The sequence below is a fragment of the Acetivibrio cellulolyticus CD2 genome, assembly GCF_000179595.2.
GTDB lineage: Bacteria > Bacillota > Clostridia > Acetivibrionales > Acetivibrionaceae > Acetivibrio > Acetivibrio cellulolyticus.
This window is the reverse complement of the sequence record NZ_JH556657.1, coordinates 486516-511318: the sequence shown is the minus strand read 5'-3', so window position 1 is coordinate 511318 and position 24803 is coordinate 486516. Positions and strand designations below refer to the sequence as shown.

15 protein-coding genes and 1 other annotated feature are annotated in these 24803 nt (G+C 36.1%); of the genes, 4 read left to right on the top strand and 11 right to left on the bottom strand.

From position 1 onward, the window contains the following. The first annotated feature begins 110 nt into the window (after positions 1-110). Genes clpA through ACECE_RS0214205 form a run of 3 tightly spaced genes read left to right on the top strand, consistent with a single transcriptional unit; the run spans position 111 to position 4199 of the window. The gene (gene clpA / locus ACECE_RS0214215; RefSeq protein ID WP_010248394.1) at positions 111-2384 is read left to right on the top strand and encodes an ATP-dependent Clp protease ATP-binding subunit ClpA; all 2274 of its coding nucleotides are present in this window, start codon (positions 111-113) and stop codon (positions 2382-2384) included. After that, positions 2384-3067, top strand: coding sequence for a leucyl/phenylalanyl-tRNA--protein transferase (gene aat / locus ACECE_RS0214210; RefSeq protein WP_010248392.1), 684 nt, complete (start codon positions 2384-2386; stop codon positions 3065-3067). The genes clpA and aat overlap by 1 nt, the downstream gene beginning before the upstream one ends. A 28-nt stretch (positions 3068-3095) precedes the next feature. Continuing rightward, positions 3096-4199 (top strand): DUF3810 domain-containing protein, encoded by a 1104-nt coding sequence (locus ACECE_RS0214205; protein WP_010248390.1) that lies wholly within the window; start codon positions 3096-3098, stop codon positions 4197-4199. Positions 4200-4291: 92 nt separating this feature from the next. Here ACECE_RS0214205 and ACECE_RS27580 read toward each other — a convergent pair whose 3' ends face one another. The 8 genes from ACECE_RS27580 to thrS all read right to left on the bottom strand — a co-directional run bounded on the left by ACECE_RS27580 (position 4292) and on the right by thrS (position 19524). After that, positions 4292-5155 carry a DUF7847 domain-containing protein gene (locus ACECE_RS27580; RefSeq protein WP_010248387.1) on the bottom strand — a complete coding sequence of 288 codons (864 nt, stop codon included), beginning with the start codon at positions 5153-5155 and terminating at the stop codon, positions 4292-4294. Between the two features lie 104 nt (positions 5156-5259). After that, complete coding sequence (locus ACECE_RS0214195; RefSeq protein WP_010248384.1) at positions 5260-14028, bottom strand: GH36-type glycosyl hydrolase domain-containing protein; 8769 nt, start codon at positions 14026-14028, stop codon at positions 5260-5262. A gap of 380 nt (positions 14029-14408) precedes the next feature. Then, complete coding sequence (rlmB, locus tag ACECE_RS0214190; protein ID WP_010248381.1) at positions 14409-15212, bottom strand: 23S rRNA (guanosine(2251)-2'-O)-methyltransferase RlmB; 804 nt, start codon at positions 15210-15212, stop codon at positions 14409-14411. A gap of 183 nt (positions 15213-15395) precedes the next feature. Beyond that, positions 15396-15749: a 50S ribosomal protein L20 gene (rplT, locus tag ACECE_RS0214185; RefSeq protein ID WP_010248379.1), complete on the bottom strand. Its 354-nt coding sequence runs from the start codon at positions 15747-15749 to the stop codon at positions 15396-15398. A gap of 17 nt (positions 15750-15766) precedes the next feature. Then, positions 15767-15964 (bottom strand): 50S ribosomal protein L35, encoded by a 198-nt coding sequence (gene rpmI / locus ACECE_RS0214180; RefSeq protein ID WP_010248376.1) that lies wholly within the window; start codon positions 15962-15964, stop codon positions 15767-15769. Between the two features lie 28 nt (positions 15965-15992). Next, entirely contained in the window at positions 15993-16487 is a 495-nt protein-coding gene (infC, locus tag ACECE_RS0214175; RefSeq protein WP_010248374.1) for a translation initiation factor IF-3, read from the bottom strand. 56 nt (positions 16488-16543) lie between these two features. Beyond that, positions 16544-16679: a sequence feature (ribosomal protein L20 leader region), on the bottom strand. Positions 16680-16766: 87 nt separating this feature from the next. Continuing rightward, on the bottom strand, positions 16767-17402 hold the full coding sequence (thyX, locus tag ACECE_RS0214170) for an FAD-dependent thymidylate synthase (RefSeq protein WP_010248370.1): 636 nt from the start codon (positions 17400-17402) through the stop codon (positions 16767-16769). Positions 17403-17616: 214 nt separating this feature from the next. After that, on the bottom strand, positions 17617-19524 hold the full coding sequence (gene thrS / locus ACECE_RS0214165; protein ID WP_010248367.1) for a threonine--tRNA ligase: 1908 nt from the start codon (positions 19522-19524) through the stop codon (positions 17617-17619). Between the two features lie 589 nt (positions 19525-20113). On the opposite strand from thrS, the gene ACECE_RS0214160 reads away from it, so the two are divergent. Beyond that, positions 20114-21415 (top strand): sensor histidine kinase, encoded by a 1302-nt coding sequence (locus ACECE_RS0214160; protein ID WP_010248363.1) that lies wholly within the window; start codon positions 20114-20116, stop codon positions 21413-21415. 60 nt (positions 21416-21475) lie between these two features. Here ACECE_RS0214160 and ACECE_RS32090 read toward each other — a convergent pair whose 3' ends face one another. From ACECE_RS32090 to ACECE_RS0214150, 3 genes are all read right to left on the bottom strand, one after another. Then, positions 21476-21613 carry a cyclic lactone autoinducer peptide gene (locus ACECE_RS32090; RefSeq protein ID WP_083878634.1) on the bottom strand — a complete coding sequence of 46 codons (138 nt, stop codon included), beginning with the start codon at positions 21611-21613 and terminating at the stop codon, positions 21476-21478. Between the two features lie 47 nt (positions 21614-21660). Next, positions 21661-22251, bottom strand: coding sequence for an accessory gene regulator ArgB-like protein (locus tag ACECE_RS0214155; protein WP_010248360.1), 591 nt, complete (start codon positions 22249-22251; stop codon positions 21661-21663). 252 nt (positions 22252-22503) lie between these two features. Further along, the gene (locus tag ACECE_RS0214150) at positions 22504-24504 is read right to left on the bottom strand and encodes a CotH kinase family protein (RefSeq protein WP_010248357.1); all 2001 of its coding nucleotides are present in this window, start codon (positions 24502-24504) and stop codon (positions 22504-22506) included. Between the last annotated feature and the right edge of the window lie 299 nt (positions 24505-24803).

Genomic DNA, 24803 nt, shown 5'->3' with positions numbered 1-24803 from the left:
CTAGAGTTTCTGAAGCACATATGGAGTAACTATATGCTTAACATTATTCTGCAAAATTGTGTAACTGTATGTTTTATGATACCTAATACTTAGAATTGGTGGGGTTTTATATGAAATTAGATGATATAACAAACAGAGTTTTAATGGCTGCATACAATGAGGCTAAATACAATGGACATGAATACTTTACACCTGAACATATTCTTTATGCCTCACTCTTTTTCAATGAAGGCGCAGCCATTATAGAAAGCTGTGGAGCAAGCGTTGAAATCATCAAAAATGAGCTGGTTAAATTCTTTGGAGAAAACATTCCTGTAGTTGAAGGTACTGATCCAATAGAATCTGTAGGCGTAAACAGCATTATGCAATCAACAGCTTATCACTGTATGTCCTCAGGTAAGGATATAATTAGGCTTGGTGACATTATAGTTGCTCTTTTTAGTGAGAAAGAGTCCTTTGCAAGCTATATACTTCAAAAAAATGGTGTAAAGAGAATAGATGTCCTCAAATATATCTCACATGGAGTTTCTCTAGTTCCTAAGACAAATGAATCATTCCTAGATAGTATGGAGTCTTCCATATATACCGATGATGAAGAAGTGGAATCAAGCTCCGAACAAAGTGAATTCTTGAGTAACTTTACAATAGATCTTGTTGAAAAGGCTAAAAAAGGCAAGATAGATCCCCTTATCGGAAGAGAAGATATCCTCGAACGTACAATACAGGTACTATCAAGAAGACTAAAAAACAATCCTATTCATGTTGGCGACCCCGGAGTCGGCAAAACAGCTATCACTGAAGGACTTGCCAGGCTTATTGTAGAAAACAAGGTACCAAAATCCTTAAAGGACAGCAAGATCTACTATCTGGATATGGGCAGCATGTTAGCGGGAACAAAGTATCGCGGGGACTTTGAGGAACGTATGAAGAAGGTGCTAAATGAGATACAAAGTCAGGAAAAAGCTATTGTATATATAGATGAAATTCATACCATTGTAGGAGCTGGATCTGTATCGGATGGTGCAATGGACGCTTCAAACATAATTAAGCCTTTTCTGACACAGGGATCTTTGCGTTTTATAGGTTCAACCACCTATGAAGAATACAAAAAATACTTTGAAAAAGACAGGGCACTGTCAAGAAGATTCCAAAAAATAGATGTTCCTGAGCCTGATGTTGAAGATACCTATAAAATACTCATAGGCCTTAAAGACAAGTATGAAGATTATCACAAGGTTAAATATACTGACGAATCCTTAAGACTTGCAGCAGAACTGTCGGCTAAGTATATTCAGGACAGGCATCTGCCTGACAAGGCTATAGACGTTATTGATGAAACAGGAGCATATGTGAGGCTTCACTGTGAAAATGATAAAAAAGTCATTACAATTACAGAGAAAGACATTGAACTTACAGTTTCCTCTATAGCAAAAATACCTCAAAAATCAGTTTCAAGCAACGAAATTTCGCAGCTTAAGAATCTTGATAAGAAGCTTAAGAAAGAGATATTTGGGCAGGACAAAGCAATAGACACAGTTACAGGTGCCATAAAAAGATCCAGAGCAGGATTTAACGAACCTGAAAAACCTGTAGCATCCCTCTTTTTTGTGGGACCAACAGGTGTAGGAAAAACCGAATTATGTAAGCAACTATCTTCAATACTTGGAATTCCTCTTATCAGATTTGATATGAGCGAGTATCAGGAAAAACATACCGTTGCAAGACTTATTGGAGCTCCCCCCGGATATGTGGGATATGAAGAAGGCGGGCTTCTTACAGATGCTATAAGGAAAACACCTTATTGCATTCTGTTGCTTGATGAAATTGAAAAAGCCCATCCCGATATATATAATATCCTGCTTCAGATCATGGACTATGCTACCCTAACGGATAACAACGGGAAGAAAGCTGATTTCAGGAATGTAATATTAATAATGACTTCCAATGCTGGTGCAAGGGAAGTTGGCAAGGCAATGATAGGCTTTGACAGCCGAAGTGTTGAAAGAAGTGCAATCCTTAAAGAAGTTGAAAGAATATTCTCTCCTGAATTTAGAAACAGACTTGACGAAATTGCAGTATTCAACCATATAAACGAGGATATGGCAATGCTTATTGCTAAAAAAGCAATGAAGATTTTTGAAGAAAAACTTAAAACTAAAAACATCAAACTCACAGTGACGGGCAAATTTTATAAATGGCTTGCGCAAAAAGGTCTGTCATCTAACTATGGAGCCCGTGAAATCCTGCGGATTGTTCAGGAAAGAATTAAGACCTATTTTGTTGATGAGGTACTGTTTGGAAATCTTTCATCGGGTGGAACAGCTGTTATTGATATCGTCAATGATGAAGTAAAAATCAGCAGAAAGAACAAGGTGAAAAACTGATGCCAGTATATGGACTTAGTAAAGATTTGATATTTCCCCATCCCTCACTATCAAATAAGGATGGGTTGCTAGCTGTAGGAGGAGACCTCTCGATTGAGCGTCTTCTTCTTGCTTATGAGAATGGAATTTTCCCATGGTATGAGGAAGATCAGCCGATACTATGGTGGTCACCCAATCCAAGGTTTATTCTATATCCAAAAAATCTAAAGGTATCAAAATCAATGGAAAAGGTGCTTAGGAAAACTATATACAAAGTCACCTTTGACACATGTTTTCGCAATGTAATAACCATGTGCGGCAAACTTAGAAGTGGTAATACGTGGATAACTGAAGATATGATAGAAAGTTACTGTGATTTGCATCAGCTTGGATTTGCTCATTCCATTGAAGCATGGTTTGGTGATGAACTTGTTGGAGGACTCTATGGAGTTTCACTTGGAAAGTGCTTTTTTGGTGAGTCCATGTTTTCAACCATGGATAACGCTTCTAAAACAGCACTTATAACCCTTACAAGAGAACTTAGTCAACTGGGATTTCACTTTATTGACTGTCAGGTCTATACTAAACACCTTGAATCCCTTGGTGCAGTAAGTGTATCCCGGGATACTTTTCTACAGGAACTCGAAGAAGGTCTCACTCATGACACTCTAAGAGGCATTTGGCATAGAACACAAGATAAGTAAAATTCAAATTGAGTAAGGATGGTGTATAATGGGACTAAAAAAGAGCTTTAAAAAATTGTGTTTCGTACTTCTTATACCATTAGGCATTATACTGGTTTACCTTTCAACATTATCTTTAGCATTGGTTGAAAGAGTATATTCCTCAGGAATTTACAGAATTATTGCCGCTCCACTGAACCTTATTTCAGGACTTTTTCCCTTTTCCCTGGCTGAAATACTTCTAATTGGCTTAATTGTACTAGTAATATCAAAATTTATTCATCTAATAATCAAACTTTTCAAAACACCCCGCCAAGCAAAACAGCTTTTTCTTGATTCGCTTATCAATATTGTGGCCTTTATCAGTATATTATATTTTTCCTTCGTTGTCATATGGGGATTAAACTACCAAAGGGTCCCTTTTTCTCAAATAGCAGGACTGGACATTCAACCGGCATCAGTTGAGGAACTTGCAAGTGTATGTAAAAGACTAGCAACCCAGGCTAATGAGCTCAGAAAATACGTAAGCGAAGATGAGAATGGTGTAATGACACTTCCAGCAGGTAAACAAGACGCATTAAAACGCGCATATAAGGGGTATGAAAACGCTGCTAAAGCGTATCCTGAGTTTAAAGGAATTTATGCCAGACCTAAAGGCGTTCTTTTATCTGAAGTTATGTCCTATCTAGGCATAGAAGGCATATATTCGCCCTTTACCGGAGAAGCAAATGTAAATACATCTATACTTGACGCTCCATTCCCTTTTACAGCTTGCCATGAAATGGCACATCAGAGAGGCTTTTCAAGAGAAGACGAAGCAAATTACATATCTTATATTGCCTGTAGATATCATCCCGATAAGGATTTTCAATATTCAGGAATGTTATATGCTTTAATCTACACCTCCAATGCCCTCTATGAAAATGATGCCACTAGCTATTCTGAACTCAGAAGCAACTACTCAGAAGGAATAATAAGAGACCTTAATGCAATAAATCAATACTGGCGAAAATATGAAACACCTGTACAGGATTTCTCCTCATCAGTAAATGATACTTATCTTAAAGCAAACAGGCAAGAGGATGGAGTAAAAAGTTACGGAAGAATGGTTGACCTGTTAATTGCTGAGTATAGAAAATCGGCTAACCAATAGTGATTAGCCGATTCACAATTTCGAAGAATTTTTTGAAGCAAGTGTCCTGAAATCATAGTGGTAGATACCACCGTGATTTTTATATAAATAAATTAGAGGTAATCACCTGGAGTTTCAGAAATAGGGTTTTGGTTTTCAACCATATAATCATTCTTACCTGTCTTGTCTCTGTAAACTTCAAAATAAAACACTATAAGTATAAATTGAGCCAAAGCTGACACACCTGATGAAAAAGTATATGAGATAACCGGAATGAAAGAAAAAATTCCTGATAAAATACCGCCTCCAAATGCACTTCCTATCCAAACCAATAACGATATTCCTACTATAGACCAAAAATATGATTTCGCCACTGAAAATGACTTTTTAAAACCATCAACAACACCTAGTCCATCATCAACCATAGATGCGAACCACAAAGCAGTTAAAAATGCAAAAGCTAAAAGAAATGCAATAAATGCTAAAACAAACAAAACTATTAAAAGAATTCCAATAACTCTTGATGCTACTGTAACAACTCCAAGAATTACGAATAATATCGTTGCAGCAATCCCTATACCAAAATATATCGCCAGTAAGCTTAATCCATATAGGATATACTTTCCGATGTTTTTTTTCAATTCCGGTAAAAAGTCACCCAAATCTGCATTGCCAGTGGACAATGCTTTGCTTACCATACCATAAGTTGATGGGTAAGCAATTATCATTAGAATAAAGGATGCAACACTCATAATGCCATATATAGGAAACAACGATTGGGACACCCCCATATATTCCCAAGGATTACTCTGGAACATTGCAGGGTTTTGTGTTATTAAATCGCTTAACTCCTTCGTTTTCTGCGGCAAACCTAAAGCAACGCCTATAATAGATGGTATAACAATTGCAATAAATAGCGGTATCGCTAATAAATAATACTTACCAAAAAAATTAAATGCTTTCTCTAAATATTTCATATTAACCCCCTTGACTGATAATATTATAGAAAATACCATTTTCATTATAATTAAATTTATTCATGATGTCCACAAGAAAGTACCTAACACTATACTTTCGCCTATTACTCCCTTCCCATAATCACTTCCACACTATGCTCCTTTTTATCATCAATAAGCTCAATGATGCTTCTATTAAGTTCCTTTTCATCTACAATAATCTTTCTGATGCCTTTGTTTACCCCATCAGGGTTTTTTACTGCAATACGGTAGAAAGTGTCCTTATACTTGTATTTAATATCAAATCCGGTCCACCCTTTTGGAATGCATGGGTCAATTGACAGACCATCTCCGTTCTTTTTAAATCCCAGAATGTATTCCATGCCTACCCTGTACATCCAGCCAGCAGCTCCGGTATACCAGGTCCAACCGCCTCTGCCGGTATGAGGTTCTACCGAGTAGACATCAGCGGCCAACACATATGGTTCTACCTTGTATTTGGAGTATTCCATGTAGGTTTTTGCATGATTTATAGGATTTAGCAGTCCAAATAATTCTGAAGCTTTATCCCCATCTCCCAAAAGAGCAACTGCCATAACAACCCAGGAGGCTGCATGGGTATACTGACCTCCATTTTCACGTACTCCAGGAACATAACTTTTTATATACCCCGGTTCCAAATCACCTTCGTCAAAGGGTGGAGTAAGCAATTTTATAAGTCCTTCATCCCTCTTGATAAGGTAATTTTCCAGAGCATTCATTGCTGTGTTTATTCTATCCCTGTCGCCTGCACCCGATATAACTGCCCATGATTGTGCAAGAGAATCAATCTGACATTCACTATTTTGAATGGAACCAAGTGGATGTCCATTGTCAAAGTATGCTCTTCTATACCAGTTGCCATCCCATGCATTCTCTTCAATAGATCTAGCGATATCTTTTGCAATTGATATATACCTCTCGGCACGGTCTTCTTCTCCCATATCCCTGCATATAGGTGCAAATTTCATAAGTATTGAGTACAAAAACCATCCCAACCATACACTTTCTCCCCTGCCCTTGTTTCCAACCGTATTCATACCATCATTCCAGTCTCCCGAGCCAATTAACGGAATGCCGTGGTCCCCGAATTTTAAAGACCTTTCAATAGCTCTTATGCAGTGGTCATATATTGATGATATCTGGTTCGAAATTCTAGGAACCCTGTAGCTCTCATCTTCAAAATCCTTCAGCGGCTCATCTTCCAGAAATGGCGTCTCTACCTTTAGTATATCTGTATCACCGGTAATTCTTATATACTCAGCAGCAACATACGGCATCCATAAGAGGTCATCTGAAAATCTTGTCCTTGTGCCTTTGTACTTTTCTTCGTGCCACCAGTGCTGCACATCACCTTCAACGAACTGGTGCTTTGAATGCAGAAGGATCTGCTCCCTGGTAATTTCCGGCATTATATGAGCAATTGAAAGACAATCCTGCAATTGATCTCTGAATCCATATGCTCCACCGGATTGATAAAATCCTGTCCTGGTCCACATTCTACATGATAGGGCTTGATATAACAGCCATCCGTTGAGCATATAATCCATGGCTCTATCTGGAGTAGAAAACTGGAGACTTTCCAGCTTTTCCTTCCAAAACTTCTCCACTTCTTTAAGAGCCTTTTTTACCTCATCTTTTTTTCTATATTTAAAAATCAATGCTTCCGCAGTCTTAATACTCTTTTCTTCACCTAACGTAAAAACAATCTCTTTTTCCTCCCCAGGCTTAAAACTAAGAACAGAGCATATAACTGTACAGGGGTCAAACCCAGCCCCTGCTGTTTCAGTTAGTTTAGCCCTCCTTATTCCGGGTGGATCTGAGAGAGTACTTCCTCCGAAAAATTCCTTCCTGTCACAGGTAAAAGTTCTTTCCTTTGCAGAAGTATCAACAAAAGCCACTCTTCCATAAAACTCCTCATTATATGTGTTTCTTATAAGTATTGCGCCGGATTCATGCTTTTGGGTACTTATATGTGAAGCTGTCACTTGATCATTCACACCAAGTACCGGTCTGATATAATAGTATAAACTGATTACTCTCGAAGAATCAGATACATTTTTTAATTTTACCAGACTAAGCTTTATATTTTCATTTACAGGTACAAACTGAGTTAATTCCTGCTCGAATCCATGCGCCGAATGCCTGAATATACTATATCCAAATCCATGTATAACTGTATACGTGCCGTTTTCACGTATAGGAAGCGGAGTAATGTTCCATATTTCTCCGGTCGCATCGTCAGAAAGATAGATTATCTCACCCGGTGTATCAGATACAGGATCGTTTGACCATGGAGTCAGCTTGTTCTCCCTGCTGTTTTCATGCCATGTATATCCTGAACCTGACTCTGTAACCAGAAATCCAAATTTGGGATTAGATATTACGTTTGACCATGGTAAAGGAGTACTAGCACCATTTTTCAAAAAAATCTCATATTCCTTTCCATCTTTATTAAAACCTCCAATACCATTATAAAATTGCAGGTCCACCTCCTCACCTGACTTGTGATCATATTCTTTAGGCACTTCCTTATATACCTTTAATTCAGGCAATTTATTGTCTAACTTAACGTTTAGCTGCTCCTTCAAATCCCCGGCATTACCGCTGAGTACTATCCTTGCTGCCGCACAAATCAGATTAACATCTTCCTTAGGAAGATTACTCTCTCTTAAGACAAATACTCCCCCAGGTTTATTTATCATATCATGGGCATGGCTTGCAGAGAGGATATCTGCTATAAGACCATTCAGCGGATTTGTATAGCTGTTTTCCTCCTCATTAAGTATTACCAGGTCTACTTTCAGGTTTTTATATTTCCAGTATTCATGAGCCTTTAATATTTCGTAAATTATATCAATTTCATCGGTCTTTTCCAATTTCACCAAAACTATTGGTATATCTCCGGATATACCATACGGCCACAATGCTGGCTGGCCTTTGGTATTATTGATAATGCACTCCTGCCTGAGCCTTTGCGCAGGACTTATAAACAAAATATGAGAAATCAATTCCTGATAAAACTCAATCTCTGAAGTCTTAAGATTCAAATACCTGGCTTCCACACGGCTTCTTGTTGCTGCAAGATTAAATTCCTCTGGGATTATGTCATGATTTGAGTATTTGGATGCTATTTCCAATACTGCTTCACGACTTTCAGCTAAAGCAACTATGAAATTTAGTTTTGCAGTCTTTCCCGGATCTATTCTTATCATATAGCGTATCCCCATTATAGGGTCTAAAACAGCACCAACCGAGTTTGAAAGAGGTTTACTTGGTTCTAGGGCCTGAGGATCTGATACATCCCGACCTCTTCCAATAAACTTGAACCTGTCTGTTTCATATTGTATCCCTCCTAAAGCCTCTCCTTCCAAAGTCAGTACATTTACTGCCCACATTGTTTTATCATTTTCTGACCTCGGTCTTCTGCTGGCTATAAGACAGTTTAATTCTGGAATAAACTGCGTTCTTATAAAAAGATTACTGAATGCAGGATGAGCAACATCCGCTCCATGCTGTGTCAAAACAAGTTCAAAATAACTGCTGACCTCCAGCACACAAGCTTCACTTCCATGGTTTACAAAAGTTACTCGCCTTATTTCTGCATTGTCACCGGAACTAACAACTACTTCGGTAACTGTGTCAATGTCTCCGTCCTTTCTATGGTATTTTGCCATCCCTGAAGTAAATGTCACCTTATACTTATCAGGTCGCTTGCTTACAGGAGCATAGGCAGAAGACCAGACTTCATTAGTGTTGGTATTCCTTACATAAAAAAATACTCCGTAATTATCAAGGGTAATATCTTCTCTCCACCTTGTAACATCAAACAAATTACTCCTGCTGTATCCAGTTCCCCTATCGGTAAGCATTACAGAGTAGCTTCCATTTGATAAAATATGGGCCTTAGGTAAAACATAGTCCGGCATATCGTATTCTCTGTAGGAATCTTCTACATCAAAGGTTACATCAGTAAATGGCAGTATTCTCTCCTTATTCTCCTTTGTAAAGAGAATATTCGTCGGTACCTTTTCCTGAAGAAGCAGTTTAGCTGCATCGACTACGGGGTCATTATGGAAACGCCTCTGCATTATATTTCCATTTAAATAGTTATTTAGAGCCAGTATGCTCATTCCCTGATGGTGAGCCATATAACTCTTTACAATACCGTATTTAGAGCCGATTGGCAGCCTTTCAGGTGTATAATCAATCGCTTCATAGTATCCATAGGGTCCATTTGCTCCCTCTGCCGCCAATTTCTTTAGATTTCTGACGGAATCATGCGGGTCAACCGGCAAAGCAAGCATAGTAGAGTACGGTGCTACCACCATATCTTCTGCCAATCCTCTTTTTAGTCCAAGCCACGGAACTCCAAATGCCTTATACTGATAATCAAGCTTTATATCAAAAGAATAAAATCCCGACTCGGATGTTCCCCACGGAACATTTCTCTGCTTTGCATATTTTTTCTGACTCCTTAAAACAAACGAATAGGTCTCATCCAATAAAGTGTTTTTTACACTTTTCATTATAAGCAAAGGCATCAGATATTCAAACATTGTTCCACTCCATGAAATCATACCTTTATAGCGGTCTATGCGGGTAAGAGTCCTCCCTAATTTGAACCAATGCTGTGCGTCTACTTCGCCTCTTGCAATAGCGATATAACTCGTCTGTCTAGCTTCGGATGCAAGCAAATCATAGTATGAATTGGTGAGACTGTTTTCTTCGATATTGTAACCTATTGAAAAAAGCTGCTTCTTATTGTCATATAAATGAATAAACTCTGTTTCGCAGGATATTTTATCAATCCTGTCAATTAAATATCGATAATTAGAAATAATCTGTTCCACATTTTGAGCCGACTTTTCCAATTCATGCTTTAATCTGTCCAGCCAATTTTTTATATTTACAAAACTACTCTCCTTATTTTTTGCAATGTTCTTGTTAAGTTTATCTATCTCGATATTTATCACCCTGTAGTGCTCCGGCAATTTTACCAGAGCAACATTAACCTTCAGCAGGTCAAATATAGCTTTTATCGGTTTTTCAATTTCATTCTTATGGGATCCATTTTTTAATTCTTCAGGAACTTCAAACAGCAAATAGCTCCAGGAATAGTAATTTCTTAACTCCTCCTTAAAGTTTGACACCATATAATCAACTTTACGGCTCCAGGCATTAATCTTTCTAGCCTTATCTCTCTGGTTCTGTACAATTCTGTCTAAAGCTTTGCTCCACAAGGCCAAGTCAAATCTTCCTGTTTCATCAAAGCTTTTAGCAAAGTCGTCAAGCTCATCTGTTTCCAGGAACACTCCATCTGTTTCCTTGCCGCTAAGATTGACTGTATCCTTTATTCCATTAACAAGTACCTTTTCGATAAGAGGTCTGTTTAAATACTCTATAAGCCCCTCTTTTAGAGTAATGAGGTAGCATACAAAGTTTCCGCTGTCAACAGTGGAGATGTACCTTGGTCTCAATGTATTAAGCGTACGTGTATCATACCAGTTGTATAGATGACCATTCCACTTGTCCATTTTCTCAATGGTACTCACTGTTCTCTTAACAATCTTATACATCTCATCGGTACCAATATAACCAAAGTCCCTTGCACATAAGGCAGCCAGCATTCCAAGCCCAATATTTGTTGGAGATGTTCTGTATGCAATACCATTTGGCGGGTCTTCCTGGTAGTTATCCGGTGCAAGATAATTATTCTTATTGTTTACAAACTCTTCATAGTACCTCCATGTCTTTCTGGCAACTGCTCTAAGTTCGAGCAAATCTTCATTGCTTATTGGATAAACTGTTTTTATCTCTTCACGGCTTACCTTGTAAGCAACAAACGGGGACAAAAGCCATGCAACAGAAATTATGAAAGCTGGAATAACTGACTGCTGCTTAAACAATAATGCAATTCCCAACAATACAATAGCTTCAATTACACCTGTTCTCATCTTTATTACATAACTTTTCAGTGAGTTCTTTAAGGTTTTTTCAGCATCTAAGGCAGTTACCCACTCTAGCATATTCCTTTTGGTAATAAGCACTCTAGCTAGAGTAATTGTTATTGCATTCACCATAAGATACGCCTGATACGGCAAAAATAAAAACTGCAATGTTATCTGCAAAAAGGCCGCTTTCAACCCGCAAATAACCGGTGTATATCTTCTGGAAAGTATAACTCTAAGCGGTTTATATACCAGATAGTCTATACCCGACAAAATGAACGGGAAATAGTTAATAAACAGCAAAATTCCAATCCATAAGTCTGTATTTCCCGGAAATATACTAAAGCCGAGGGCAACAAGCAATATAAGAGAAGGCGCAATCAAGCTTCTTCTGAGGTTATCAATTATCTTCCATCTAGATACCATAGATAATGGATTTTTTACAAGTTTACCTGACCTATTTCTAATATTATTCCTAAGCCATGGCAAAAGCTGCCAATCACCTCTTACCCACCGATGAAGTCTCATAGCGTAGGAATTATATTTTGACGGGTATCCGTCGATAAGCTCTAAATCGGTTACCAATCCAGCCCTTATGTATGACCCCTCAAGCAGGTCATGGCTAAGTACTGTGTTTTCAGGTATTGCATTAGCCAACAATTTTTGAAATACGTCAATATCATAAATACCTTTACCTGTAAAGATTCCCTCACCAAACAAGTCCTGGTAAACATCAGACACAGCACTGGCATAAGGGTCCCGTCCCTCCTCACCTGCAAAAATTCTGGAAAAGAGAGATTTATTAACACTTTCAATATCAAAACCTATTCTCGGCTGCATAAGTCCATAGCCACTGATTACTATCCCTTTTTCTTCATCTATTTCAGGCAAATTTAATGGATGCACCATAGTTCCTACTAATTTTTTAGCTGTACCTAAAGGTAAAATAGTGTCTGCATCCAGGGTAATAACGTATTTTACCTTAGGGATCAATGAGATATTGGTTGAAGTTACGCTATAGCTTGTCTTCTTTGAACCTAAAAGCATATCGTTAAACTCAACAAGAGCACCTCTTTTTCTCTCCCATCCCATCCATTTTTTTTGCCTGTCATTATACTGCCTATGTCTATGAAAGAAGTAAAATATATCATTACTATCCTTGCAATACTTCTTGTTTAGTTCCTTTATCCTATCTAAAGCTGCACTAATTATCTTCCCGTCATTCTCCATATCCTTTTTGGCAGAATCCTTATAGTCCCCTGCAAGCGCAAAATACAGGTTATTTTCCCGGTTTGACAAATAATATACCTCAAGATTATTAATCAGTTCTACTGCTCTCTTCTCGTCCGGGAGTAATGCAGGAATAACTACCATAGTACTATACTCATTAGGTATACTGTCCTTGAGTTCAATCCTTGGAAAAAACGAAGGTTTGAATACATGGTTTAATATCCAGTTAATAAAATTTATTGAAACTTCAGTTGCAGGTACCAATACAGCCAGAACACCGATTGCAGCAAGAACACCTTTGAACTTAGGAACTCCATTAAATATATAGCTGGAAAACAGCGCACTTATTAAAATAGTCAATATACTTACTGATCCAATGTATAGAGTCAATGGACTTCTTTTTATTAATCCTGCCATTCTTTTAGCAAAAGTTTTTTTACTGCCAATTTCCTTCTCAAGTTCCTTTAATCCCTCTCCAATAATGTAGTAGCCTACATGACAACCCCTCTTACATTTTACATTGTTTTTATCTTCAATACTTTCCAACACCCTTGTTGCCAGATCAACAACCTTGTTTGCAACATGTTTTTCTGAAACATCAAAATCAAGAGCTAACTCTTCTATTCTCTTTCTATAGTAGTTCTTTGATGAGAGGTCCATTAGATTGTATGTCCCATTTGGATCAGACCTAAGAACATCCTCTACCTTGCTCAATGCCTCAAAAATGTCCACCCAATTACTGGAAGAAATAAATTTCAAGCTAATTATACAGTTTCCTATTGATCCCTTCCTTACTGTCTGCTCACTATGCTCCTTATGAGTAATAGAATCCACATTTGTTCCGTTTATATCAAGAATATCATCAATATGACGTAAAACGTGTGAATATGCTCTTCCCATCTTCCTGAGCTTATAAGCCAAATGCTCAATAAAAGCTGAGTTGACCTGATACTGTCCCTTAAGTTCAACCTCAATGTTTTGAATAAGCTTCTTAATATCTATGCCCTCTTCACATTTTGCTGCAGAGAGAATCTCTTCAACCTTACGCCTTTGATTCTGAGATTCTTCTATTGTTTGACATATATATCTTATATTCTCAATCAATGCAAGCTTAATCATTATAGCAAGTGCCCACAATTCCCTATTTGCAAGGACATTGTGGGATTGATATGCATTTATATAGTTCAGAAGTACTTTTTCGTCAATCCTTCCATCCGTATGTGATACAAGTTCGAGGGCAACAGTATATATTCTTGCATAACCTTTTAATTGCCCCGATCTCAGCATAGGCAGCCGTGAATAATATTCCTTTGTCAGATCCTTCCTTACACCCTTTACCTGCTCCTCAATAATATAAAAATTATCAAGAAGCCACTCTGCTGCAGGTGTTGTTCCAATCCCCTTTTGCATATCTTCATTTAAAGCTTTATAAACAGATAAAATATATCTATAATTTTCATTCATTCTTGGTACAGGCCAATTAAACAGATTAAGTTTCTTTGAAACAGCATGATCATATGCCATTTCTCTTGCATGTGCCTCAAGTTCATCACTTGTAAGTGAAGCATCACGTATTTTAATCTTTTCATCTTTAGATTTTGAAAAAATTAGCCAAAAGGTAAAAACTAATAAAATCAGAACAGCAATCAAATATAGATTTATGTAATCTTGCATTGCAGCTTACCAACTCCTGTTCGATAATTTAATAATGTGCAACTTGTAAATTCTTATACGAAGCACCAGTACTTTTAGTACAAAAAGTATTGTCACCAAAAAAATTCATACTTTTTTTAGCAGTAATTTTATTATATGCGAAATAGAAATATTCAAACATTTATATAAAAAAAAGAAAACCTTCTTAACCGAAGATTTCCTTGTGATGCTATATTTATCCATTTTTATAACACATCGAGCTCAATAAGGAATTTATTAATCCTACTCAAGATATACATTCAAATATTTGCAAATCCTAAATAGACGTACTGTCTCAACTTTCAGGAATATTTTTTAAATCTGTATTTTTCCTTAAAAATAAGTGTACTTTTTCTGCACTCTTATCCTTTCATTCTAAGCCTCAATACCTCGTACATCAAAAGACCTGCCGCTACCGAAGCATTCAGCGATTCACTTTTCCCTGCCATAGGTATCCTTACCAACTCATTTGAAATACCTGCAACACTATCGCTTATCCCATTAGCCTCGTTTCCGACAATTATAGCAATATTGTCTTTATAATCCAACTCAAAATAATTTTTGCTGCCGCTAAGATGTGCCGCACAAAGCCTTATTCCTTTATTCTTCATTTCCTCAAGGGTCTGCAATATATTTTCACTGTAACAAATCGGTATATGAAACAATGATCCCATGGTTGACCTCAATACCTTTGGATTGTATACATCCACACAGCCTTTAGATACTATTACACCAGTAACCCCTGCTGCATCGGCTGTTCTTATTATTGTTCCCATATTCCCGGGATCCTGTAAAGAATCTAAAACTAAAAAGAAGTTTTTATTATCATATACCGATTCAAGGCTAATTGACTTTTTGTTCAAAATCGCAAGTATCCCCTGAGGATTCTCCGTGTCAGTAACTTCCATATATAGTTTATTTGTAAGCGTGTAAACATTACAGCAATTAGAATTCTCCAATTGCTCCAATATTTCTTTTCCTCCATGCACATCTGCCAGCTTGTCGGATACAAGAATTTTTGATATTTCTATCTTTTCCTTTAATGCTTCTTCAACAAATCGTATACCTTCAATAAAAAATAAACCTGTCTGGTCTCTATACTTCTTTTCCTTTAAAGCTTTTATCTCCTTAATGACAGGATTTTGGCTACTACTGATAAAATTCATCTTATCACCTCAGGTCAGTATATAAAAAAGTCGGCTTCGCCGATTTATAGCTAGGGTATTTCTCTGCAGAAAACAGCCTTTAGGTAAACTTTTTTGATGCCAGAAAGTAATTCACTTTCTTAGGCATTAAAAAAATGGTTCAACTAAAAAGGGACCCTTAAGGCCCCCTTTTTATATTTAAACTTATTTTACTGATTTAACCTTTTCTGCAAGTTGAGCAAATGAACTTGCATCATTAACTGCCATCTCAGCTAACATTTTTCTATTCAATGTAATTCCGGACTTTTTGAGCCCACTCATAAACTTACTGTAAGAAAGTCCATTTATTCTTGCAGCAGCATTTATTCTAGCTATCCACAATTGTCTGAAACTTCTTTTCTTAGCTTTCCTGTCTCTATATGCATAAACCAATGACTTCATAACGGCCTGGTTTGCAAGTCTGTAGTTCTTACTCTTCATTCCAAAATAACCTTTAGCAAGCTTTAAGATCTTCTTGTGTCTTGCACGGGTTCTCATTGCACCTTTTACTCTTGACATAAACCTTACCCTCCTTCTTACTTGTATGGAATCAACATTTTAACTGTAGCTGCATTCACATCTGACACTATTGTTGATTTCCTCAAGTTTCTTGTTCTTTTAGTAGTTTTCTTTGTCAAAATATGCCTCTTAAAAGCTTTTGCTCTTTTTACTTTACCTGTACCGGTTAAACTAAATCTCTTTTTTGATGCACTATGAGTTTTAATCTTAGGCATTGTATGTTCCCTCCTTATTTATTCACTATTACTGCTTTGGATTAAGTATCATTAACATATTTCTACCTTCAAGCTTAGGTTTCTTTTCCACTGTTCCAACTTCTTGTACAGATTCTGCAAATTTTTGAAGTACCTGTTCGCCTAAAGCTGTATAGTTCATCTCTCTACCCCTGAACTTCACGCTGACTTTTACCTTGTCGCCATCTTTCAAAAACTTAACAGCATTTTTCACCTTAAACTCAAAGTCATGTTCTTCAATAGAAGCAGATAGTCTTACTTCCTTTATACTAACTACCTTTTGGTTCTTTCTTGCCTCTTTTTCCTTTTTGTTTAGTTCAAATATATACTTACCATAGTCCATTATCCTACATACTGGCGGCGCTGCCTGAGGAGCTATTTTTACTAAATCCAAAGACTTTGAATTTGCAAGCACCTGAGCATCTTTTGAACTCACAATTCCAAGCATAGTACCATCAGCATCAATTAATCTAACTTCTTTATCTCTTATTTGCTCATTAATCATCAATTCGTTTTTGTTAATAAAAAACACCTCCGGGCAGATTTTACAGTCTTGTGTTAACAAACGCAAAAAAGTGGATCAAAGAACCGATCCACTTATCTCTTAATAAGCAAAGTTAATAAACTTAACTTCAAACTATTAACCCTATCAGAACCAATCTGTAAGGTGAGAAGTGGATGACTTCTTCTTTATTACACCGTTACATATTATCAGATAATTCATTTCATGTCAATTATTTTTTACGAAATAATTTTAATTATTTTAATATTATACACTTATCTCTTAACAGCTCAAATCGTCAAATATAACCGGTATTAACTCCTTAAACTTATTTAACAAAGGGATGGCTATTTCTCTCATTTGAGGATGCGCTGCCGTAGCTACCCTCAATTTGAAAAAATGTCTCCATTCTCTAAGATTCATAGTCATAACCAGTTCTGTCTTAAGTGAATTCGGAAGAATACTTCTTGCTTCCTGAGGTGTTGCACCTGCTTCAAGCAATTCCATATACTTTTGCTCAGTATATTCCATTACACTTTTCCATATTTCATACTTCTTCTTTCCTTCTTCAGTTGCCGTATCCCAGAAACATGGCTCAATATATGTAATTTGATTTGAGAACTTATCCTTGCTGTAATTACAATATCTTGTACTTTCCTGTGAATATGAAGCAATTCTATGTCTCACAATCTCATGTGTAACTCCCCTGTCACATATTACTTTCACTGTAATGGAATAGTGTTCAATAACAGCCTCATGCCCATTTTTGATAATCTTTCTTACAAAATCAGCAGCAGATACTTCTGTAGCTTTATCTTCACTTTTATAGCATACCCTTCCCGCCTTTTCAATATGCTTTAAAATTTCATCACCATTAATATCAGATTCAATAACAAAATATGGCTTAATTACGATCACTAATCTCTACCCCACTTCTTTTTTTTCGATTTGCAAAACTTATCTAGAATTTTATCATAGATTTTTTATAAAAAACAGAGGCAATATAAAGTTAAAAACTAGAAAAACCTCATGGACATTTAACCCCTTAGATTTTAGGATATTACTTTAAAAACAACAAAAATAAAAAGAAGGCAAAAACTAATTCACCTTCTTCTATAGTTTAATACCATCCTTATTTAGCTTTAGACTCTACTTCTTCTACAATCTTGTTAACAAAATCATTTAAAGCCATTGAACCTAGATCACCATCTTTTCTAGATCTTACTGCAACTGCTCCGTTTTCAAGTTCCTTGTCACCGATTACCAGCATATATGGTGTCTTTTCAAGCTGAGCTTCCCTGATTTTATAGCCAATCTTCTCATTTCTCAAATCCACTTCAACCCTTACACCTTTTGCCTCTAATGCCGCTTTTACCTCACCGGCAAACTGATGATGCTTATCTATTAAAGGAAGTATCTTAACCTGAACAGGTGAAAGCCATGTAGGGAATGCACCTGCAAAGTGCTCTGTCAGTATTGCTATAAACCTCTCAATACTTCCAAATACAACCCTATGAATCATGACAGGTCTATGCTTTTCACCATCTGCACCTACATAGTTTAGATCAAATCTCTGAGGCATCTGGAAGTCAAGTTGTATTGTACCGCACTGCCATGTACGGCCTATTGAATCCTCAAGGTGGAAGTCAATTTTTGGACCATAGAATGCTCCGTCACCTTCATTTACCTTATAGTTCATTTTTCTTGCATCCAAGGCATCCCTAAGAGCATTTGTTGCCATCTCCCACTGTTCGTCAGAACCCATTGAATCCTCCGGCCTTGTAGATAGCTCAACGTGATACTTGAATCCGAACACATTGTAGAAATCATCTATCAGATTAATAACACCCAACACCTCATCCTTTATCTGCTCTGGAGTCATAAATATATGCGCATCATCCTGAGTAAAACACCTTACCCTCATCAATCCGTGAAGAGCACCTGAAAGCTCATGCCTGTGAACCAAACCTAACTCTGCCATTCTCTGGGGCAGATCCCTGTACGAGTGAAGTTTTCTCTTATATACAAGCATTCCACCTGGACAGTTCATTGGCTTTATAGCATAATCGCCTTCATCTATCTTTGTAAAATACATGTTTTCCTTATAGTGATCCCAGTGACCTGAACGGTGCCACAAGTCTTCATTCAAAATTATAGGCGTTCTGATCTCCTGATAGCCTCTTGCCTTGTGTTCTTCTCTCCAGTAATTCTCAAGGAGGTTGCGGAGCATCATTCCTTTAGGCATAAAGAATGGAAAACCTGGACCTTCTTCATATATATCAAACAAATCAAGTTCTTTTCCAAGCTTTCTGTGATCCCTCTTTTTTGCTTCTTCCAACCTGAACAGATAATCATCCAGATCGCTCTTTTTGGAGAATGCTGTACCATAAATTCTCTGGAGCATTTTATTTTTTTCATTTCCTCTCCAGTATGCGCCTGCAACAGACAAAAGTTTGAATGCCTTTATTTTACCTGTTGATTCCAAGTGAGGACCTGCACAAAGATCAACAAAATCTCCCTGCTTATAAAATGATATTATCTCTCCTTCAGGCAGATCACGGATAAGTTCAACTTTGTAGGGTTCACCCTTTTCCTCCATGAATTTTATTGCTTCATCCCTTGGAAGAGTAAATCTTTCAAGCTTTAAGTCCTCTTTCACTATTTTCTTCATCTCTTCTTCAATCTGAGCAAGTTCTTCAACAGAAAATGGCTTCTCCACATCAAAATCATAGTAGTAACCGTTATCTATCGCCGGTCCTATCGCAAGTTTAACATTTGGATAAAGGTTCTTGACAGCCTGCGCCATAATATGAGATGTTGTATGCCTATATGCATGTCTTCCACCTTCATCATCGAAAGTCATGAGGCTTAACTTACAATCCTCATTAAGCTCATAGCTCAAATCCTTCACCTTTCCGTCAACTTCACCAGCAAGCGCAACTCTCGCTAGCCCTGCACTTATACTTTCAGCAACTTCCTTGATGGTAATTCCTTTATTATATTCCTTTACGCTTCCGTCCTTTAAAGTGATTTTAATCATATCGATCAATCCCTCCTAAAAATAAATAAAAAACTCCCATCCCTGATAAAGGGACGAGAGTCAATTCCCGTGGTTCCACCCTAGTTTGCACTCATTGCGATTATAACGTAATCAACGTTTCAGCTCAGAGGTGGTCTTCGATTGACTTTCCCAGAAAGTACTCTCAGCCTTGGTACCTTCTCTCTTTTGGGATATCCTCAATTTACTCTTCTCATCACAGCCGAATTTTCAATATAATATAAATTATATATATTTGAACTTTTATTGTCAACGTAGTATTAATATATTTTCTAATCTGTAAATGCTTCTAAATAGAGGCATATCCGACAGAAAGTTAACCTTCCATATAATTCTGTAAAAATCAAACTTTTAATTTCCCAAAAAATTCTTTCATGATTTTCATAATTATGATACAATACTTTTTGTCACATTATGTAGAAATATGGCATATGATTGTTTAAATATGGATGTTTGTTGGCAACACAATCATTTAGGAATGCTGACAATATAACTTCGGCTATAACTTCGGCTATAATTTCAGCCATTCCTTTGTACACTCAAAACTTTAAAAGTAAGGGGAGGAAAAATATTGTTAGCACTAAAATTTATATCATTAACTTTGACCGGTGTTACACAGGAACTTATTATCGGAGTCTTTTTATTTGTAATTTTTAATTTGAAAATTGATTGGAAAAAGGTATTTCCATACGCCTTAATTATGGGACTTTCCAGCAGTATTTCATATACCTTTTTAGCTCAGTCTCCTTCAACTGTTTATTTTGCCATTTATATAATTATGATGCTTCTTAGCCTTATATTTATATTTAGATTCAGTATGTTAAAAAGTATTGCTGTTACGTGTATGATTTATTTTCTTAAAGCTGTCGTATCTCTTACTTCCTTAACTATTCTTAAACTGAGTTCTAACTGGACATTCAGTTCTTTGGGAGAACAGCTTATAGGCCAGATATTTGGTGCAATATTTCTTTTTCTTATAGTAATGGTAATAATGTCTTTTAAGATAAAAATACAAATTCCTAAAGATTTGAACAAAAAAAGAACTCTTTCAATTGTAATTAATATAATATTGTCTGTTCTTCTTTTATTTCCAAATCTTTTTTACATTGATAATTCAATAGGCTTCAGTTCAACACCTTTATATGTATATAATTCAATTTCTCTTGCAATTATTGTTATAACTAACGCCTTTAATAGTATAAGGTTAGGTAAAATGGAACTTCTAAAGCAAAATTTGGAGTTCCAGGAACTATATACTCAGAATCTGAATGAAATGGTTAACAGCTTACGTGGATTTAAACATGATCACAATAATATGCTGCAAGTAATAGGCGGGTATATTTCAGTAAATGATATGGATGGACTTCGGAAGTTTTACAGTCAGATGATGTCAGAAACAAGGAAAATAAATAATCTTATTCCTCTAAATTCTTATATAAAAGATAATCCAGCTATATATGGGCTATTATTATCAAAGATATCTTATGCCGAAGTAAAAAATGTAAACCTTACCATTAATGTTATTTGCGAAATCAAGCTAAATAATATAAAAACATATGATTTATGTAAAATATTAGGCGTCTTGCTCGATAATGCAATTGAAGCAGCTGTAGAAACTGAGAAAAGATTTGTTGAGCTGGCTATACGAGAAAATGCTGATAAAAACCGCCTGTTTATTGAAGTAAATAATTCCTGTGCGGGAGATATAGATATTGAGACCATATTCAAAGATGGATACACTACCAAAAAAGAGCATACCGGATTCGGTTTATGGGAAATTCGAAATATAGTAGACAAATATAAAAAGAATTGCAAACTTCATACACAAGTAAAATACAATGTATTTTCACAGAAACTTGAAATTATATATTGATAATTTCTTTCTTATTGAAAGGCAGGATGCAAATCATCCTGCCTTTTTATTAGCGTAGTTTTATTCGGACTTAATTAAGGATTTAGGCACTTTTGGCTGGTAGATCGAAAATGGAAAACATCTGTCTGCTGATACCATTGCAATGTACGTAGCAAAAACGGCGATAATCGAAAGAATGCTATGACGAAATTTGCCCATAACTATCAACTCACCTCCTTTCTATGTTTTCCCCCAACCTTCTAAAATCAACTGCTTCGTTTAGATCCTGTAAGTTTGTAGCCTATTGGAGACAGAAGAAATGTTACAAATATTGATACCAGTATAATGATATTGAAAAAAACTTCATCAAAATGCCAGATAATACATGCTGCAACAAATAATACGGTAATAAAAATCAAAGAAAGGACTTTTAAACGAAACCTATCCTTTTTTCTTAGTATAGGTTTTTCCAATGTATCCCCTGGTGCATATATATATGCCATGCAAAAGTTTATAATAAATAGTGGTATGGAGCAGTAGAAACTACCTATCCGTACATGCTTTGACAGGAATATGATCCCAAATATAGTTATACAGTATGATATGAAGCACTTTATACGAGAGTTCATATGTGCTCCGCCTTCTACTATTCTTAATAAACCATATATTGTAAAGGCAACTAAAAAGTATTTAAAAACCCCCAAAAATATGGCAACAGAAAATTCAAAAATTAAAATCAAACTTTCGTAAACAGCTATCTTTAAGCCATAATCAATAATCTCTTCTTTTTCAGGAGTAATACCATCAATACTATCTTTAATCAAATCAGTAATTTTTCTGCTAAAGGTATCTATCATACTTTCACCCCTATTGTACAAGTGTTTCTCACCTGGCTTTGAAGCATTTTGACACCTAAATTGTAATTAACATAATCCAATACTTTGCAACTAATGATTATATATATAATTATATTCTACACATTTTTAGGAAATCCTGCATATTATGTTGCTAATCTTCATATTATGTAGAGTTTTGTCTTGCAACCAAATATCACCGCCTGCATACAAAAAAGGCAACTCGTAAAGAGCTGCCTTTTTGAAAAATTCCTATTATTCTTCAGCAGGGAAAGTAGATATTATTCCTAAGATATGCTTTCTCATATATGCAAAGTCTAAAGCATTGATTTTTCCATCTGGGTATACGTCTGCTGCTTTTGCTCCATACTCATATTCGAAGCTTTTGCGCATACCTAAAATGTATTCTCTTAACAAGCCAAAGTCAATAGAATCTACGGAACCGTTGCCGTTTATATCGCCGTATACAAAAGTTGAAGTAGATTTCTTTACAAGACTCATATTATCAAAAGTAACAACTGTACCCTTGGTACTTCCGCCAAGGCTTAAAGCAAGAGCACAGTTTGAGTCATTTTCAGTGGCTTTAAAAGTACCTTCGAAATGTTGAAATTCATTAGTCATATTTATTTCTTCCGAATAATATGGTGACCAAGGTTTATAGTTTTTTTGAACAGCTAATGGAACAGTGAGTTCATTACTGCATTTGTAATCGAAAGACAGTACATATTCTGCTCCTTCTTCCAGCATAAAACCAGTAGCACAAGCCTGTGCCCAAGCTGAACCACCTTCTTCAAATGACACAGCTATTCCTGTATTTGGTAACATTTCATAGCCTGAGCATCCAAATGCCAGGACTGAACTTAATTCCACTAAATTAGAATCAGAAGATAGTTTTTTGCCATCCTCTTTAACAAAAACTCCATTTGTAAAATCTTCACTATTATAGTATTCTGTTAACCAGTTTATACGCTTGGATAACCAATTGCTAAGATAAGTATAATGGTCTTTATATGTTGGAAGTGCAACTATTTCAGCTGGTGATATATTCGTCTGTTTACCCAATATATCCCACTTCTCAAAATTTCTGCAATAAGACTGATAATTTGATTCAGCTTCGTTAATAACTATGTTTGGTATATCATTAAGATCATTCTGAAGTTCATTCCAACGCTCTTTTACCAATTCACGGAACCATTCATATGAAAGTGCATGGCAGAACCATGGATTTGCATTTGCATTGACATTTAAAACATGATATGGGTTAAATCCTGCCCATGAGTCAAATCCTTTTACACAGTTTGCATTTCCCATAGAAAGGTCAAAGTCCCACATAGGACCAAAGCAGAGTTTTCCATTAACATCTTTGTACATATAGAAGCTATCCCAGCCGGCATCAACATTTTTTACAATTTCATTGCCGATGTATATATCAACTAATGAATCAATATCAATGAGTTTTTTTACATCGTCTTTATTACCATTTTTCAAGGCATTATAGGATTCTTCAATGTATTTGGATATGTAAGTAATCTGCTGTTCTTTTATTGACGCTGTTTCAGATAAATTGCTTTGTATTACATAACTCGCTGTATCAACAGCAAACACATTTTCTCCAGCATATCTGGACATTTCAACTAAATATCCATTGTCTTCGACTTCATCCTGTGCTTCTTCAATCGCTACGCGATTTTTATTAACATTATTATCCTCACAAAGTAAACAAACACCTTGATATTCACCGTTAAGATATACTTCTACAGAACGGCAGTTTGGTGAATAAGACATACCGGTTAGTTTATCAGCAAAATGATAGGCAGTAAAATTTCTTAAAAGGGAATGATCAGAATAATTCGCTATCAAAAGCCATGGCTTTCCTGCGCCACCACCAACATTAAGCAAATTCTGTTTTTCTTCAAATTTCATTTTGTAACTTTTCTTTTCTGCATACATGGAACTGCTGCCGCGAAGTTTTATTGACGTATTCATATCAGTCATTTCATAATTGCCTTCATCATTAATTATACTGATTTGTGCGCCAACATATTCTTCTTCAGAACTGATTTCACTTCCAGAAACAGTATTGATTGAAATTATTGGCATTTCAAGTTGATTGAATTCAACATTTGAAGAAGCCACTTCTGCTGCATTTCCTATTTCTGATGCATACACTTTTTCTTTGCAATTCCCCCCCAAGGTACATGTTGCTACAACAGTAACTATTAATGATACCGTTATAGCTGGTAATTTTCTTTTCATAGTATAACCTCCCTATTAATATTTTCCTTTTGAATCGGGCTACAGCATTGTTATGCTCTATAGATTTTAAAATCAGAATTTGTTGATTAGAATAAGCTATAATCATTTTTATAATATACTTTGTGTTTTATATTGAATAGTGGAAAAATTTCAGTTCAACTGTAAAAATCACAGTTTTATAAATAGGCTGCTCCATGGCCTATTTACAATAAATCAGCCTTAAACTAAAAAATGCACGCTCCATATATATTTATGTATACAAAAACTACCCCTTCCGGCGAATTATTGTTTGGAGGTGA

Coding starts and splice junctions, on each gene's coding strand:
- rpmI (WP_010248376.1), bottom strand. CDS start 15,964: ATGCCTAAGATTAAAACTCATAGTGCATCAAAAAAGAGATTTAGTTTA.
- rplT (WP_010248379.1), bottom strand. CDS start 15,749: ATGTCAAGAGTAAAAGGTGCAATGAGAACCCGTGCAAGACACAAGAAG.
- ACECE_RS0214150 (WP_010248357.1), bottom strand. CDS start 24,504: ATGAAAAGAAAATTACCAGCTATAACGGTATCATTAATAGTTACTGTT.
- aat (WP_010248392.1), top strand. CDS start 2,384: ATGCCAGTATATGGACTTAGTAAAGATTTGATATTTCCCCATCCCTCA.
- infC (WP_010248374.1), bottom strand. CDS start 16,487: ATGATTAATGAGCAAATAAGAGATAAAGAAGTTAGATTAATTGATGCT.
- ACECE_RS0214195 (WP_010248384.1), bottom strand. CDS start 14,028: ATGCAAGATTACATAAATCTATATTTGATTGCTGTTCTGATTTTATTA.
- ACECE_RS27580 (WP_010248387.1), bottom strand. CDS start 5,155: ATGAAATATTTAGAGAAAGCATTTAATTTTTTTGGTAAGTATTATTTA.
- ACECE_RS32090 (WP_083878634.1), bottom strand. CDS start 21,613: ATGGGCAAATTTCGTCATAGCATTCTTTCGATTATCGCCGTTTTTGCT.
- ACECE_RS0214155 (WP_010248360.1), bottom strand. CDS start 22,251: ATGATAGATACCTTTAGCAGAAAAATTACTGATTTGATTAAAGATAGT.
- rlmB (WP_010248381.1), bottom strand. CDS start 15,212: ATGAATTTTATCAGTAGTAGCCAAAATCCTGTCATTAAGGAGATAAAA.
- thrS (WP_010248367.1), bottom strand. CDS start 19,524: ATGATTAAAATCACTTTAAAGGACGGAAGCGTAAAGGAATATAATAAA.
- ACECE_RS0214205 (WP_010248390.1), top strand. CDS start 3,096: ATGGGACTAAAAAAGAGCTTTAAAAAATTGTGTTTCGTACTTCTTATA.
- clpA (WP_010248394.1), top strand. CDS start 111: ATGAAATTAGATGATATAACAAACAGAGTTTTAATGGCTGCATACAAT.